Raw genomic sequence first — 13,889 nt, 5'->3', positions numbered from 1 at the left:
TCTGAATGCAATGCCCCGCGCGCTGAGACATGGTTAACCCGCAGTGCGCCGCGGCGGCGCATGACATGCGTCGACCATGCCGTTGTGCTGCACCGCGGCAAGGAGATCAGGAAAATCCTGGCTTGCGCGGTGCCCGTTTAAAAGCGCCAATGATTCAGCCGTAGAAGCTGACAAAAAACATTTCCCATTCAGGAGACGACATGCAAACGAACGCATCGGCAAGTAGCGGGCATAGCTCGCAGGCGCGCAAGGCAACCGCCAGCGGCTGGATCGGCTCGGCACTCGAGTACTACGACTTCTTCATCTATGCGCAGGCCGCCGCGCTCATCTTTCCTCAACTGTTCTTCCCTTCCGGCAACCCCAAGATCGCGATCGTCGCATCGCTCGCAACCTACGGCGTCGGCTACGTCGCGCGGCCGATCGGCGCAATCGTGCTCGGGCACTGGGGCGATACACACGGCCGCAAGAACGTACTGCTGCTCTGCATGTTCCTGATGGGCCTATCGACGATGGCGGTCGGTTTGCTGCCGACTTATCACCAGATCGGCTTTCTTGCGCCGGTGCTGCTCGTCGTGCTGCGGCTGATCCAGGGCTTCGCGGTCGCTGGTGAAATCTCGGGCGCCAGCTCGATGATCCTCGAGCACGCGCCATTCGGACGACGCGGCTATTACGCGAGCTTCACGCTGCAAGGCGTGCAGGCAGGCCAGATTCTCGCCGCCGCGGTATTCCTGCCGCTCGCGTATTACATGGACGACGCCTCGTTCAACTCGTGGGGCTGGCGCATTCCGTTCCTGCTCAGCGCGATCGTGCTGATCGCCGGCTACATCATCCGCCGCGAAGTCCACGAAACGCCGGCGTTCGAGAAGGAAGGCGCGAGCGGCGGTGTGCCGCGCTCGCCGATCGTCGAAGCGTTCAAGTACAACTGGCGCGACATGCTGCGCGTCGTGCTGTGCTCGCTGATGAACGTGATCCCGGTCGTCGCGACGATTTTCGGCGCGGCCTACGCGGTGCAGCCATCGTACGGGATCGGCTTTTCGAAGAGCCTGTATCTGTGGATTCCGGTGATCGGCAACATCGTCGCGGTGCTGGTGATTCCGTACGTGGGCAATCTGTCCGACCGGATCGGGCGGCGTCTGCCGATCATCGTCGGCTCGCTCGGCGCCGGGCTGCTTTCCTTCGCGTATCTGTACGCGATCAGCATTCACAACGTGCCGCTCGCGATGGTGATGTCGATCCTGATGTGGGGCGTCATCTATCAAGGCTACAACGCGATCTTCCCGAGCTTCTACCCGGAACTGTTCCCGACGCGTTCGCGCGTCTCCGCGATGGCGATCGGCCAGAACATCGGCACGACGATCACCGCGCTGCTGCCGGCTCTGTTCGCGTACGTCGCGCCGCCGGGATCGCACAACGTGCCGCTGACGATCGGCGCGATCACGTTCGGCATTACGATCGTCTGCGCGATCGCCGCATGGAGCGCGCGCGAGAACTTCCGTGTGCGGCTCAGCGACCTCGGCGAAAAGAACGTCGTGCCGATGGACAAGCTCAGCTACGAAACGATGCGCGCGCAAAGCATGGCCGCGGGAAAAAAGGCCGTTGCTTGAGCCCGCTTGCCGGTTAGCGCGTCTAATCAGTACTTTCAGGGAACCCGCTCATGACCAGCACCCGGATCGCCGTCGCCGGCGCGGGCTACATCGGCCGCGCTCATATGGCGGTCGCGCAGCAAAGCGACGCGTGCACGCTGTCGGCGATCGTCGATCCGTCGCCCGCGGCCGCCGCGCTCGCGGCCGAGGCGGGCGTGCCGCTGTTCCGCACGCTCGACGAGCTGCTCGAACGCGATCGCCCCGACGGCGTGATTCTCGCAACGCCGAACCAGCTGCACGTCGAACACGCGTCGCGTTGCCTCGCGGCGCGCGTGCCGACGCTGCTCGAAAAGCCGATCGCGCCGAGCGTCGACGAAGCGGAAACGCTCGCCGCCGACGCCGAGCGCAGCGGCGTGCCGCTGCTGATCGGCCATCATCGCGCGCACAGTCCGATCATGGCGCGCGCGCGGCAGCTGATCGACGAGGGACGGCTCGGCAAGCTCGTCGCGGTGATGGGCAGCGCGGTGTTCTTCAAACCCGACGAGTACTTCGCCGACGCCGAGTGGCGGCGCCAGCCCGGCGGCGGTCCGATCCTGCTGAACATGATTCACGAGGTGCACAACCTGCGCATGCTGTGCGGCGACATCGTCGCCGTGCAGGCCTTCTCGTCGCATGCCACGCGCGGCTTTCCGGTCGAGGATACGGTCGCGATCAACCTGCGCTTCGCGAACGGCGCGCTCGGCAGCTTCATGCTGTCCGATACCGCCGCGAGCGCGCGCAGCTGGGAGCAAACATCACAAGAGAACAAGGCCTATCCGTCGTATCCGGACGAAGACTGCTACGTGATCGCGGGCACCTTCGGCTCGCTCGCGGTACCGACGATGCGTCTGAAGACTTATGCTAAAGCCGCGGACCGCTCGTGGTGGAAGCCGTTCGACGTCAGCGTCGCCGACATGACGCGCGACGATCCGCTAAAGCTGCAGCTCGAGCATTTCGTGCGCGTGATTCACGGCAAGGAGCCGCCGCTCGTCAGCGCGCAGGACGGTTTGCAGAATCTGCGTATCACCGAGGCGATCGTCGAAGCGGCGAGGACCGGCGCGGTCGTCGATACGACCCGCGCTGTCGCGGCGGCGGTCCACTAAAACAAGCTGAAGTCGCGTCGATACTACTCAGTTGATCACTCAGGATGGCTATATGAAAACATTCGTGATGCTGCACGGCATCAACCACAACATGTTCGGTAAGCGCGATCCCGCGCAATACGGCACCATCACGCTCGAAGAAATCGACGCACGGCTGCGCGCGCTCGGCGACGAGCTCGGCGTGCGGGTCGACAGCTTTCAGACCAATAGCGAAGCGGCGATGTGCGAGCGCATTCACCAGGCGTTCACCGACAACGCCGACGGCGTGCTGATCAATGCCGGCGCATGGACGCACTACAGCTATGGCATTCGCGATGCACTCGCGATCCTGACCGTCCCGGTGGTCGAGATCCACATGTCGAACATTCACGCGCGCGAAGCGTTCCGGCATCAGTCGGTGTTCGCGGAGATCGTCAAAGGGCAGATTTGCGGCTTCGGCGTGGACAGCTATCTGCTCGGACTGCGCGCGGCGGTGTCGGCGGCGGGCTAGCGCCACGTTTCGGTCAGCTCGTTGGCCAGCACCATTTTGTGGCGGACCACCTCGACGAAGGCCGGGTCGACACCCGGCTGCGCCTTCAGAAATTTCAGCGCGGCGGAGTGCACGGCGCGCAACGCGCCGCCGTCGATGCCCGTCATGCGCGCCGCGCTGCGCCGCGTTTCAACGACCAGATCGCGCGCGCTCGTGAAGTCGGGTGCCAAGCCGCATTGCGCGTCGAACGCGGCGCTCAGACTGGTCGCGTAGTCGCGTGACTCGCCGAGCCGCTCCATATCGATCAGCAGATCGACGCCCTCACCCATGCGCAGCGCGCAGAGAATCCACAACGCGATGAACGCGCGATACGCGTTGTCGCTGTCCACCGTGCGCGCGAACTGCTCGCACGCGACCGCATAGGCGTCATCAGGCATCGGCGGCAGCGGCGGCAGGCGCACGCCGCACACGCCGATCGCCTCGCTCACCAGCGGATCGATCTGATTCAGTCCGAGCACGCGAAACGGCGCGGCGACAAAAAACGCATTGCTCCATTGCTGCCGCAGCAGCCAACCCGACGCGAACTGCGACGCGGGATTGCGCAGCACACCCACGTGCAGCGCCCCGGCAAACGCGCGCTTCAGCCACGGCAGACGACCGCCCGTGCGGCAAAACTTGAACACGGGCACGCGGCCCTGCTCGATCGTGTGTGCGCTCAGCGCGCGCAAATAGGCCTGCAGTGACGGGAATGTCGCATCGGGCTCGCGCGTAAAGCGATCGATGCTGAAGCGCCGGTCGTAACCCGCGACGCCGCGCGCGTCTTCGCGCAAAAACGGCCGGTATTCGTCGAAGTATGGCGCGGCGAGCGGCGGGTGCCCCGAGGTCAAGGTCGGCCGCGAGGCGGGCACGTCGGCGAGCTTGAGATCGGCGAGCACGTTGCTGAGCGGCTCGTAGAAACCGGCCGCGCCTTGGAGCTCGCGCAGCCGCGACCACACCCACGTGCCCGCGCTGCGCCAGCCCGTATGCAGAAAAACCGCCTGTTTCAGCGGAGTATTGGGCGCTGCGCCGTTCGCGGACGACTCATGAGGCAACGACATGGGACTTCTCTTCCAATGATTGAATCGATAGACCGGAAGCGCCACTTTACCCTGTGATCGATCGGGACGCATTATGCTGCTGGATTCCACGCTCCGCCATTGCACCCACCTCCCCTCATGAACGATTCGGCCGATATCCGCTTCCTGCTCACACTGCGCGCGAGCGGCAGCCTGATCGCCGCCGCGCGGCGGCTCGCGCTGTCGCCGTCGGCGGTCACGCAGCGTCTGCAGCAACTCGAAAGGAAGCTCGGCGCGCAGCTCGTGAACCGCAGCGCGCGACGACTGCAATTCACCGACGAAGGCCTGCTGCTGTGCGAGCGCGGCGCCGAGCTGATCGCGCAGTTCGATGCGTTGTTCGACGATCTGCAAACTCGCCGCGGCGGCCTCGTCGGCACGCTGAAGATCAATGCGCCGCTCGGTTTCGGACGACGCCATCTGGCGCCGCTGATCGGCGAGTTCCAGCGCCAGAACCCCGATATCGTCGTCGCGCTGACGCTGTCCGACCGGCCGTTGACCGAAACGCTCGATCGCTTCGATATCGTCGTGCATATCGGCGAACTGCCGCTGTCGAACCTGATCGGCTATACGATCGCGCCGAACGCGCGTTTCGTCTGCGCGGCGCCCGCGCTCGTCAAGCGAATCGGCCAAGCCGAATCGCCGGAAGCGTTGAGCCGGCTGCCTTGCATCGTGCTGCGCGAAAACAACGAGGACGTGTCGCTGTGGCAGTTCAGCAAGGGCCGCACGCGCCGCAGCGTGCGCGTGTCCGCGCATCTGAGCTGCAACGACGGTGACGTGATCCGCCAATGGGCCTGCGAGGGACGCGGCGTGATTCTGCGCTCCGAATGGGACGTCGCAGACGACCTTGCGAAGGGCAAACTCGTGCGTCTGCTGCCGGGCTGGAAAGCGCCGGATGCGAACGTGATCGCCCTCACGCATCAGCGCACGGGGCTGCCGGCGCGCACGCGCCATTTCATGCAGTATCTGCAAAGCCGCTTCAGGCCGCTGCCACCGTGGCGACGGTGATTCAGTTCGTCTGAATCTAAGAGTCATGCCATCTGAACGCTGACGACCTGTCGAAAAACCTATAATCGACTCATCCTCAACAGCCGGCCCACATGCAATCATGACTGCTGCCGCCCACGCCACCGACACCCCCGCCTACCCCGACGCGGTGCTGTTCGACCTGCTCACCGCCCTGCTCGACTCGTGGACCTCGTGGAACCGCGCGGCAGGCTCCGACGAAGCGGGCCGCGCATGGCGTGCCGCCTATCTGCGGCTGACGTACGGCTGCGGCCGGTACGTTCCCTACGAACAACTGGTGCGGGAGGCCGCCTCGCAAGTCGGTTTGTCCGAGGCGGCCGCGAACGCGCTCGAAACGGACTGGCTGAACCTGAAGCCGTGGCCTGGCGCGCTCGATGCATTGCGCGCGCTCGCGCCGCACTGCAAGCTCGCGGTCGTCACCAACTGCTCGACGCGGCTCGGCTTGCAGGCGGCCGCGCTGTTGCCTGTGCGGTGGGACGCGATCGTGACCGCCGAGGAAGCCGGCGTCTACAAGCCGGACCCGTTCCCGTACCGCCTCGCGCTCGACGAGCTCGGCGTCGAACCGCGGCGCGCCGCCTTCGTCGCCGGGTCGAGCTACGACATGTTCGGCACCGCGGCCGTGGGTCTGCGGACCTACTGGCACAACCACGTCGGCCTGCCGCTCGTTGCGGGTGCGCAAGCGCCCGAGGTCGAAGCGGCATCGCTCGACGGGCTCGTGCCGTGGCTCGCAAGCTTTGGCCGCGATCGTCGTCATTGACCCTGGAACCTCACCTCGTTCCTCAGGTGCAAACATGAAACTCGAACAGATAGAAACCCCGGCCGCGTTGATCGACGTCGCGCGGATGCAGAAGAACATCGCTCGGATGCAAGGGCGGATGAATGCGCTCGGCGTCGCGTTCCGGCCGCATGTGAAGACCACCAAGTGCATCGACGTCGTGCGCGCGCAGATCGCCGCCGGCGCGCGCGGCATCACGGTTTCGACGCTGAAGGAAGCGGAAGCGTTCTTCGCGGCCGGCGTCGACGACATCCTGTACGCCGTCAGCATGGTTCCGTCGAAGTTGCCGCGCGCGCTCGCGCTGCGTCGTCAGGGCTGCGATCTGAAGCTGGTGGTCGACAACCCGACCGCCGCCGCGGCGATTGCCGGGTTCGGCGACCAGCACGGCGAAACGTTCGAGGTCTGGATCGAGGTCGATACGGACGGCCATCGCTCCGGAATCCAGCCTGAACAGCAGACGCTGCTCGACGTCGGGCGGATTCTGCACGAGAACGGTGTGAAAGTCGGCGGAGTGATGACCCATGCGGGTTCGAGCTATGAGTTGAATACGCGTGAAGCGCTCGCCGCGCTCGCGGAGCAGGAACGCGCCGGCTGCGTGCGCGCCGCCGAGCGGCTGCGCGAAGCGGGCATCGCGTGTCCGGCGGTCAGCGTCGGTTCGACGCCGACCGCGCTCGCCGCACGCAATCTCGAAGGCGTCACCGAGGTGCGGGCCGGCGTCTACGTGCTGTTCGATCTGGTCATGCACAACGTGGGCGTTTGCACGCTCGATGACATCGCGCTCAGCGTACTCACGACCGTGATCGGTCATCAGGAAGACAAAGGCTGGGCGATTCTCGACGCGGGCTGGATGGCGCTAAGCCGCGATCGCGGCACCTCGCGGCAGTCGCACGATTTCGGCTATGGGCAGCCGTGTTTGCTCAATGGCACGTTGCTGCCGGGCTATGTCGTGAGCGGCGCCAACCAGGAGCACGGGATTCTTGCGGCGGCTCAGGCCGATCCGCACGCCGATGCACAGAGCGACGACATCGCGCAGCGCTTTCCGATCGGTATGAAACTGCGCATCATGCCAAACCACGCGTGCGCGACCGGCGCACAGTTTCCCGAATATCACGCGGTCGCACCGGACGGCAGCAGCGTCGCGTGGCAGAGGTTTTACGGCTGGTAAGCCGCCGCGTCACTCATCCTCTTCCGACAACCCCGCCAGCAAATCGTCGACCGCGCGATACACGCGCTCGACGATCTCCGGTCCCACCTTGCGCTCGAGTTCGCGATAGTGCGCCTCGAGATCCTTCGAAATCACCCGCACCAGTTTGACGCTCGTATCGGTCAGCGACACGAGTACGCGTCGCTGATCCTCCGCGAAACGTTCCTTCGTCACGAGCTCCATGCTCTCCATGCGCGCGAGCACGCCGGCCATGCTCGGGCTCGAAATCGTGCAGATGTCGGAGATCTGGCGCGGCTCCATCGGGCCGTGCTCGTTGAGCGCACGAATCACTCGCCATTGCTGCTCGGTGAGTCCGTGCGCGGTGATCAACGGACGAAAACGCTCCATCATTTTTTCGCGAGCGCGTAACAACAGCATCGGCAGGTTGCGGTGCAAAACTCGGGTGGACGCAGCGGACATGTTGGCAAGGAATCGGAAAGAAAAGCTGTCGAAGCTTACGGGAAAACCCGCAATCAACCGACAGCCTATTGACCGTCAATCATATCAAGCCGGATACTACTAACATCTTAGTGTTTTCGCCGAACTTTCGCTGAAATTTCGTCACGAGGCTGCGCACTTATGTTTGCCCTTGCCGATCATCTATTGCATCCCGAAGGCGACGCGCTGCCTCGCGACGTGGACGCGCACACCGCGGCCGCGTTGCTCGCGCGGGGAGTCGCGTGTCGCGCGCCGGTCAGCGGCGCCGTGTATGGAGTCCTGCTTAACGATCGCGCCGCCTTGAACGCGCTGGGCGACGCAATGCATGCGGCACCATACAAGGCGCCGCCGAAAGCGCCGGTTCTGTATCTGAAGCCGCGCAATACGCTGGCCGGGCATCGGGCGCGCGTGGTCGTGCCGGATGACACGCTCGGCGTCGAGGTCGGCGCGTCGCTCGGCATCGTGATCGGTCGCACCGCGACGCGTGCCGGCGTCGAGTGCGCGGCGGACTATATCGCTGGCTATACGCTGGTCGGGGATCTGAGCGTGCCGCATGCCAACGTGTATCGCCCGAACGTACGGCTGCGCGCACGCGACCGGTTCTGCGTGATCGGACCCGCGCTCGTCGCCGCGCGCCATGTCGCCGCGCCGGATCGGCTCGACATCGCTGTCTCCCTGAACGGTGGCGAACCGTTTATGGCGAGCACCGCATCGTCGGTGCGCAACGTCGCGCAATTACTCGCCGACGTCACCGACTTCATGACGCTGAACGCGGGCGACGTGCTCACGCTCGGCGTGCGGCACGGCTCGCCGGTCGCGCATGTCGGCGATACCGCCACGCTGTCGATCGGTACGCTGCCGCCCTTGACCGTCTCGTTCGTGGGCGTCGCTCAACACCCCGGAGGACAATCATGATGCGCGGCCGCGTTGCCTATGCGGGAGCGATTCACGAAGCGTATCCGCACGCGCAGGGTGTCCGTCTCGCCGACGGCCGCGTGTGTCGCGAGGACGAAGTGGTCTGGCTCGCGCCGATCGAAGTCGGCACTATCTTCGCGCTCGGCCTGAACTACGCCGAGCACGCGAAGGAACTGCAGTTCAGCAAGCAGGAAGAGCCGCTGGTATTTCTAAAGGGACCGGGCACGGTACTCGGCCATCGCGGCGTTACGCGCCGCCCTGCCGACGTCACGTTCATGCACTACGAGTGCGAGCTCGCGGTCGTGATCGGGCGAACCGCGCAAAACGTCGCGCGTGAAGACGCGATGCAGCACGTGGCCGGCTACATGATCGCGAACGACTACGCGATTCGCGACTACCTCGAAAACTACTATCGCCCGAATCTGCGCGTGAAGAATCGCGACGGCGGCACGGTGCTCGGCCCCTGGTTCGTCGACGCCGCCGACATCGCCGACGTCACGCAGCTCGAGCTGCGCACGTTCGTCAACGGCACGCGTCAGCAGTGCGGCAATACGCGCGATCTCGTTACCGACATCCCCGCGCTGATCGAATACCTGAGCGGCTTCATGACGCTCGCGCCCGGCGACGTGATCCTGACCGGCACGCCCGAAGGCATCGTCAACGTCAACGCGGGCGATGAAGTCGTCTGCGAGATCGACGGCCTCGGCCGCCTGGTCAACACGATCGCATCGGACGCGGACTTCGGCCGCGCCTGATGGACAGCAAAAACCCAGCGAACAGCAAAAGGACAAGGCAATGCCGATCGACCATCTGATCAACGGCGAGATGTGCACCTCGAGTGACTACTTCGAAACCGTCAATCCAGCCACGCAGGAAGTGCTCGCCGAAGTCGCGCGCGGCGGTGCGAAAGAAGTCGATGCGGCCGTGCAAGCGGCCAGAGGCGCGTTCCCCGCCTGGGCCGCGAAACCCGCTGCGGATCGCGCGAAGCTGATCCGCAGACTCGGCGAGCTGATCACGAAGCACGTACCGGAAATCTCGGAGACCGAAACGAAAGACACCGGTCAGACGATCTCGCAGACGCGCAAGCAACTGGTGCCGCGCGCGGCCGACAACTTCAGCTATTTCGCCGAGATGTGCACGCGCGTCGACGGCCACACGTACCCGACCGACTCGCATCTGAACTACACGCTGTTTCATCCGGTCGGGGTGTGCGCGCTGATCTCGCCGTGGAACGTGCCGTTCATGACGGCAACCTGGAAGGTCGCGCCCTGCCTCGCGTTCGGCAACACCGCCGTGCTGAAGATGAGCGAACTGTCGCCGCTGACCGCGTCGATGCTCGGCAAGCTCGCGCTCGAAGCGGGCATTCCGGCGGGCGTGCTGAACGTCGTGCACGGCTACGGCAAGGAAGCGGGCGAACCGCTCGTCGCGCATCGCGACGTGCACGCGGTATCGTTCACCGGATCGACCGCGACCGGCAATCGCATCGTGCAAGCCGCGGGCCTGAAGAAGTTCTCGATGGAGCTTGGCGGCAAGTCGCCGTTCGTGATCTTCGACGATGCCGACTTCGAACGCGCGCTCGATGCCGCGGTGTTCATGATCTTCTCGAACAATGGCGAGCGCTGCACCGCGGGCTCGCGCATTCTCGTGCAGCGCTCCATTTACGCGCGCTTCGCCGAGCGCTTCATCGAGCGCGCGAAGCGTCTGACGGTCGGCGATCCGCTCGCGGACAGCACGATCGTCGGCCCGATGATCAGCCAGGGGCATCTCGCGAAGGTACGCAGCTATATCGAACTCGGCCCGAAGGAAGGCGCGACGCTCGCGTGCGGCGGCCTCGATACGCCCGAGTTGCCCGACGCCTTGCGTCACGGCAACTTCGTCACGCCGACCGTGTTCGTCGGCGTCGACAACCGCATGCGCATCGCGCAGGAAGAGATCTTCGGACCGGTCGCATGCCTGATTCCGTTCGACGATGAAGCCGAGGCGATCCGTCTCGCCAACGATATTTCGTATGGTCTGTCGAGCTATATCTGGACCGAGAACACGGGCCGCGCGTTGCGCGTGGCGGCCGCCGTCGAAGCCGGCATGTGCTTCGTGAACAGCCAGAACGTGCGCGATCTGCGTCAGCCGTTCGGCGGCACGAAAGCGTCGGGCGTGGGCCGCGAAGGCGGCACGTGGAGCTATGAAGTATTCCTCGAACCGAAGAACGTCTGTGTGTCGCTCGGCTCGCATCATATTCCGCGCTGGGGCGTCTAACCGCGACATCGAAAAAAACTGGGAGACCGCGATGGGCAAACTCGCGCTGGCAGCAAAAGTCACACACGTGCCGTCGTTGTACTTATCCGAGCTCGACGGTCCGCACAAGGGTTGCCGTCAGGCCGCGATCGACGGACACCACGAAATCGGCCGACGCTGTCGCGAACTCGGCGTCGATACGATCGTCGTGTTCGACGTGCACTGGCTCGTGAATAGCGAATACCACATCAATTGCGCGCCGAAATTCCAAGGCGTGTATACGAGCAACGAACTGCCGCATTTCATCAGGAACATGCCATACGCGTACCCGGGCAATGTCGGGCTCGGTGAGCTGATCGCGGAAGTCGCCAACGAAATGGGCGTGAAAAGCCGCGCGCACAGCGAGACCACGCTCGAACTCGAATACGGCACGCTGGTGCCGATGCGCTATATGAACGGCGATCAGCACTTCAAGACGGTGTCGGTGGCGGGCTGGTGCATGTGGCACGACCTCGCAACCAGCGCCCGCTTCGGCCTCGCGGTGCGCAAGGCCATCGAAGAACGCTACGACGGTACCGTGGCCATTCTCGCGAGCGGCTCGCTGTCGCATCACTTCGCGAACAACGGCACCGCCGATCAGTTCTTGCACAAAGTCTGGAGCCCGTTCCTCGAACAGATGGATCGCAGCGTGGTGCGCATGTGGGAAGCCGGCGACTGGAAGACCTTCTGCGACATGCTGCCGCTCTACAACGAGAAATGCTGGGGCGAAGGTGGCATGCACGATACCGCGATGCTGCTCGGTGCGCTCGGCTGGGATCGTTACGACGGCAAGGTCGAAGTCATCACGCCTTATTTCGGCAGTTCGGGCACCGGTCAGATCAACGCGATTTTCCCGGTCAAACCGCTACCCGTCTGACTCTCGCGAGGAAATCGCCATGCCTCACTTGACACTCGAATACAGCGCCAACCTCGCGGATGCTCAACAGCTCGGCGAACTCTGCAAAGACCTCGCGCAGTGCCTCGACGCGCAGCGCGACAACGGCGAGCGCGTCTATCCTCTCGGCGGCGTTCGCGTGCGCGCGCTGCGCTGCGAACAGTACTGCATCGCCGATGGGCGTCCCGACGCCGCGTTCCTGCACGCAAACCTGAAGATCGGCGCGGGTCGGTCGGAGGCCGTCAAGAAGGCGACCGGCGACGCGCTGTTCGCGCTGATCAAGCAGTGCTTCGCCACTGAGTTCGAACGGCAGGGGCTCGCGTTGTCGCTCGAAATCAACGAGTTCAGCGAAGCGGGCACCTGGAAACACAACAATCTGCATGCGCGGCTCAAGGGCTGACACATCATGCTAGACGAACAAACCCTTCGCGACCTCGCCGCGCAACTCGATCACGCGGAAAAGACCCGCACGCAGCTGCGCCATTTTTCCGCGCAGTATCCGCAGATGACCGTACAGGACGGCTACGCGATTCAACGCGAGTGGGTCAAGCTGAAACTCGCCGAAGGCCATGTCATCAAGGGCAGGAAGATCGGCCTGACGTCGCGCGCGATGCAGCGCTCGTCGCAGATCGACGAACCCGACTACGCGCCGCTGCTCGACAGCATGTTCATCGACAGCGGCCAGGACATTCGCGCGGATCGTTTCATCGCGCCGCGCGTCGAAGTGGAACTCGCGTTCGTGCTGAACAAACCGTTGAAGGGGCCACGCGTCACGCTGTTCGATGTGCTCGACGCGACCGCCTATGTAACGCCGGCCATCGAAATCATCGACGCCCGCATCGAGCAGTTCGATCGCGAAACGCGCGCGCCGCGCAAGGTCTACGACACGATCTCCGACTTCGCCGCCAACGCGGGCGTCGTGCTCGGCGGCAGGCCCGTGCGTCCGCTCGACGTCGACCTGCGCTGGGTCGGCGCGCTGCTGTACAAGAACGGCGCGGTCGAGGAAAGCGGGCTCGCGGCGGCGGTGCTCAACCATCCGGCCACCGGCGTCGCGTGGCTCGCCAACAAGATTGCTCCGTACGACGAATCATTGAACGCGGGCGACGTCATCCTGAGCGGCTCATTCACGAGCCCGATTCCGGCCCGCGCGGGCGACACGTTCCACGTCGACTATGGCCCGCTGGGCGGCATCGGTTTGAATTTCATCTGAGAGCAACGACATGTCCTTGCCGACCAACCCCTTCAAACGCGCACTCGCTGACGGCAGGCCGCAGTTCGGCTTGTGGGCCGCGCTCGCCGACGCCTATGTGACCGAACTGCTCGCCACCGCCGGTTTCGACTGGCTGCTGATCGACAACGAGCACGCGCCGAACGACGTACGCAGCACGCTGTCGCAGTTGCAGGCGGTCGCCGCGTATCCGTCGCATCCGGTCGTGCGGCCGGTGAAGAGCGACGCCGCGCTGATCAAGCAGTTGCTCGACATCGGCGCGCAAACGCTGCTGCTGCCGATGATCGACACGGCCGCGCAGGCGCTCGATGCGGTCGCGGCCACGCGCTATCCGCCGCTGGGCATTCGCGGCGTCGGCAGCGCACTCGCGCGCGCGTCGCGCTGGAATCGTGTGCCCGACTATCTGAACACCGCCGCCGACGAACTGTGCGTGATCGTGCAGGCGGAAACCGTGCAGAGCCTCGACAGTCTCGCGGAGATCGCGCGCGTGGATGGCGTCGATGGCGTGTTTTTCGGGCCGTCGGACCTGAGCGCGTCGATGGGATTGCTGGGCAAACCGGGCGACGCACGCGTGCGCGACGCGATTCGCCGCGGCATCGATACCGTGCGCGGCGCTGGCAAGGCCGCGGGCGTGCTCGCACCCGATCCCGCGCTGGCGGCTGAATATCTGGCAGCGGGCGCGAGCTTCGTCGCGGTCGGCACGGACACCGGCTTGCTGAGTCGCGCAGCCGCGGACCTCGCCGCGTCGTACAAAAACACGGCGGCGATGGCACCGCAGGTCAAAGGCGGGTATTAGCGCAAAAGCGGACGCAAAAGCCGCGGGCCGCCCCC

Annotated in this window: 15 protein-coding genes; 13 read left to right on the top strand and 2 right to left on the bottom strand. The window is 64.8% G+C overall.

Features of this window, described 5'->3' with window-relative positions:
• Positions 1-200 precede the first annotated feature (200 nt).
• Genes G5S42_RS17130 through aroQ form a run of 3 tightly spaced genes read left to right on the top strand, consistent with a single transcriptional unit; the run spans position 201 to position 3,215 of the window.
• On the top strand, positions 201-1,604 hold the full coding sequence (locus G5S42_RS17130) for an MFS transporter (RefSeq protein WP_176107845.1): 1,404 nt from the start codon (positions 201-203) through the stop codon (positions 1,602-1,604).
• A gap of 50 nt (positions 1,605-1,654) precedes the next feature.
• On the top strand, positions 1,655-2,725 hold the full coding sequence (locus G5S42_RS17125; RefSeq protein ID WP_176107844.1) for a Gfo/Idh/MocA family protein: 1,071 nt from the start codon (positions 1,655-1,657) through the stop codon (positions 2,723-2,725).
• 52 nt (positions 2,726-2,777) lie between these two features.
• On the top strand, positions 2,778-3,215 hold the full coding sequence (gene aroQ, locus G5S42_RS17120; protein WP_013091411.1) for a type II 3-dehydroquinate dehydratase: 438 nt from the start codon (positions 2,778-2,780) through the stop codon (positions 3,213-3,215).
• Here the strand turns inward: aroQ and G5S42_RS17115 are convergent.
• The gene (locus G5S42_RS17115; RefSeq protein WP_176107843.1) at positions 3,212-4,291 is read right to left on the bottom strand and encodes a hypothetical protein; all 1,080 of its coding nucleotides are present in this window, start codon (positions 4,289-4,291) and stop codon (positions 3,212-3,214) included. The genes aroQ and G5S42_RS17115 overlap by 4 nt on opposite strands.
• Before the next feature lie 117 nt (positions 4,292-4,408).
• Here G5S42_RS17115 and G5S42_RS17110 point away from each other — a divergent pair, with 117 nt between their 5' ends.
• The 3 genes from G5S42_RS17110 (at position 4,409) to G5S42_RS17100 (ending at position 7,272) form a co-directional block, all read left to right on the top strand.
• Complete coding sequence (locus tag G5S42_RS17110) at positions 4,409-5,314, top strand: LysR family transcriptional regulator (RefSeq protein ID WP_176107842.1); 906 nt, start codon at positions 4,409-4,411, stop codon at positions 5,312-5,314.
• Positions 5,315-5,414: 100 nt separating this feature from the next.
• Positions 5,415-6,089, top strand: coding sequence for an HAD-IA family hydrolase (locus G5S42_RS17105; RefSeq protein WP_176107841.1), 675 nt, complete (start codon positions 5,415-5,417; stop codon positions 6,087-6,089).
• A gap of 34 nt (positions 6,090-6,123) precedes the next feature.
• Positions 6,124-7,272 (top strand): DSD1 family PLP-dependent enzyme, encoded by a 1,149-nt coding sequence (locus G5S42_RS17100; protein WP_176107840.1) that lies wholly within the window; start codon positions 6,124-6,126, stop codon positions 7,270-7,272.
• 9 nt (positions 7,273-7,281) lie between these two features.
• Here G5S42_RS17100 and hpaR read toward each other — a convergent pair whose 3' ends face one another.
• Complete coding sequence (gene hpaR / locus G5S42_RS17095) at positions 7,282-7,689, bottom strand: homoprotocatechuate degradation operon regulator HpaR (protein ID WP_176107839.1); 408 nt, start codon at positions 7,687-7,689, stop codon at positions 7,282-7,284.
• 201 nt (positions 7,690-7,890) lie between these two features.
• Here hpaR and G5S42_RS17090 point away from each other — a divergent pair, with 201 nt between their 5' ends.
• From G5S42_RS17090 to hpaI, 7 genes are read left to right on the top strand one after another with little or no spacing between them, the layout of a single operon-like run.
• A complete protein-coding gene (locus G5S42_RS17090; protein WP_176107838.1) occupies positions 7,891-8,664 on the top strand; it encodes a fumarylacetoacetate hydrolase family protein in 774 nt (257 codons plus the stop codon).
• Positions 8,661-9,419, top strand: coding sequence for a fumarylacetoacetate hydrolase family protein (locus G5S42_RS17085; RefSeq protein ID WP_176107837.1), 759 nt, complete (start codon positions 8,661-8,663; stop codon positions 9,417-9,419). Before G5S42_RS17090 ends, G5S42_RS17085 begins: the two co-directional genes overlap by 4 nt.
• Positions 9,420-9,459: 40 nt before the next feature.
• On the top strand, positions 9,460-10,917 hold the full coding sequence (gene hpaE, locus G5S42_RS17080) for a 5-carboxymethyl-2-hydroxymuconate semialdehyde dehydrogenase (RefSeq protein ID WP_176107836.1): 1,458 nt from the start codon (positions 9,460-9,462) through the stop codon (positions 10,915-10,917).
• A gap of 31 nt (positions 10,918-10,948) precedes the next feature.
• Complete coding sequence (hpaD, locus tag G5S42_RS17075; protein WP_176107835.1) at positions 10,949-11,812, top strand: 3,4-dihydroxyphenylacetate 2,3-dioxygenase; 864 nt, start codon at positions 10,949-10,951, stop codon at positions 11,810-11,812.
• A 19-nt stretch (positions 11,813-11,831) separates the two neighbouring features.
• Complete coding sequence (locus G5S42_RS17070) at positions 11,832-12,230, top strand: 5-carboxymethyl-2-hydroxymuconate Delta-isomerase (protein WP_176107834.1); 399 nt, start codon at positions 11,832-11,834, stop codon at positions 12,228-12,230.
• A gap of 6 nt (positions 12,231-12,236) precedes the next feature.
• Entirely contained in the window at positions 12,237-13,040 is an 804-nt protein-coding gene (hpaH, locus tag G5S42_RS17065; RefSeq protein WP_176107833.1) for a 2-oxo-hept-4-ene-1,7-dioate hydratase, read from the top strand.
• Between the two features lie 10 nt (positions 13,041-13,050).
• Positions 13,051-13,854 carry a 4-hydroxy-2-oxoheptanedioate aldolase gene (gene hpaI, locus G5S42_RS17060; protein ID WP_176107832.1) on the top strand — a complete coding sequence of 268 codons (804 nt, stop codon included), beginning with the start codon at positions 13,051-13,053 and terminating at the stop codon, positions 13,852-13,854.
• Positions 13,855-13,889 lie beyond the last annotated feature (35 nt).

Source organism: Paraburkholderia youngii (assembly GCF_013366925.1).
Classification (GTDB): domain Bacteria; phylum Pseudomonadota; class Gammaproteobacteria; order Burkholderiales; family Burkholderiaceae; genus Paraburkholderia; species Paraburkholderia youngii.
This window is presented reverse-complemented; position numbering and strand designations above follow the sequence as displayed.

Coding starts and splice junctions, on each gene's coding strand:
- hpaD (WP_176107835.1), top strand. CDS start 10,949: ATGGGCAAACTCGCGCTGGCAGCAAAAGTCACACACGTGCCGTCGTTG.
- G5S42_RS17110 (WP_176107842.1), top strand. CDS start 4,409: ATGAACGATTCGGCCGATATCCGCTTCCTGCTCACACTGCGCGCGAGC.
- aroQ (WP_013091411.1), top strand. CDS start 2,778: ATGAAAACATTCGTGATGCTGCACGGCATCAACCACAACATGTTCGGT.
- G5S42_RS17085 (WP_176107837.1), top strand. CDS start 8,661: ATGATGCGCGGCCGCGTTGCCTATGCGGGAGCGATTCACGAAGCGTAT.
- G5S42_RS17115 (WP_176107843.1), bottom strand. CDS start 4,291: ATGTCGTTGCCTCATGAGTCGTCCGCGAACGGCGCAGCGCCCAATACT.
- G5S42_RS17070 (WP_176107834.1), top strand. CDS start 11,832: ATGCCTCACTTGACACTCGAATACAGCGCCAACCTCGCGGATGCTCAA.
- hpaR (WP_176107839.1), bottom strand. CDS start 7,689: ATGCTGTTGTTACGCGCTCGCGAAAAAATGATGGAGCGTTTTCGTCCG.
- hpaH (WP_176107833.1), top strand. CDS start 12,237: ATGCTAGACGAACAAACCCTTCGCGACCTCGCCGCGCAACTCGATCAC.
- hpaI (WP_176107832.1), top strand. CDS start 13,051: ATGTCCTTGCCGACCAACCCCTTCAAACGCGCACTCGCTGACGGCAGG.
- G5S42_RS17130 (WP_176107845.1), top strand. CDS start 201: ATGCAAACGAACGCATCGGCAAGTAGCGGGCATAGCTCGCAGGCGCGC.
- G5S42_RS17090 (WP_176107838.1), top strand. CDS start 7,891: ATGTTTGCCCTTGCCGATCATCTATTGCATCCCGAAGGCGACGCGCTG.
- G5S42_RS17100 (WP_176107840.1), top strand. CDS start 6,124: ATGAAACTCGAACAGATAGAAACCCCGGCCGCGTTGATCGACGTCGCG.
- hpaE (WP_176107836.1), top strand. CDS start 9,460: ATGCCGATCGACCATCTGATCAACGGCGAGATGTGCACCTCGAGTGAC.
- G5S42_RS17125 (WP_176107844.1), top strand. CDS start 1,655: ATGACCAGCACCCGGATCGCCGTCGCCGGCGCGGGCTACATCGGCCGC.
- G5S42_RS17105 (WP_176107841.1), top strand. CDS start 5,415: ATGACTGCTGCCGCCCACGCCACCGACACCCCCGCCTACCCCGACGCG.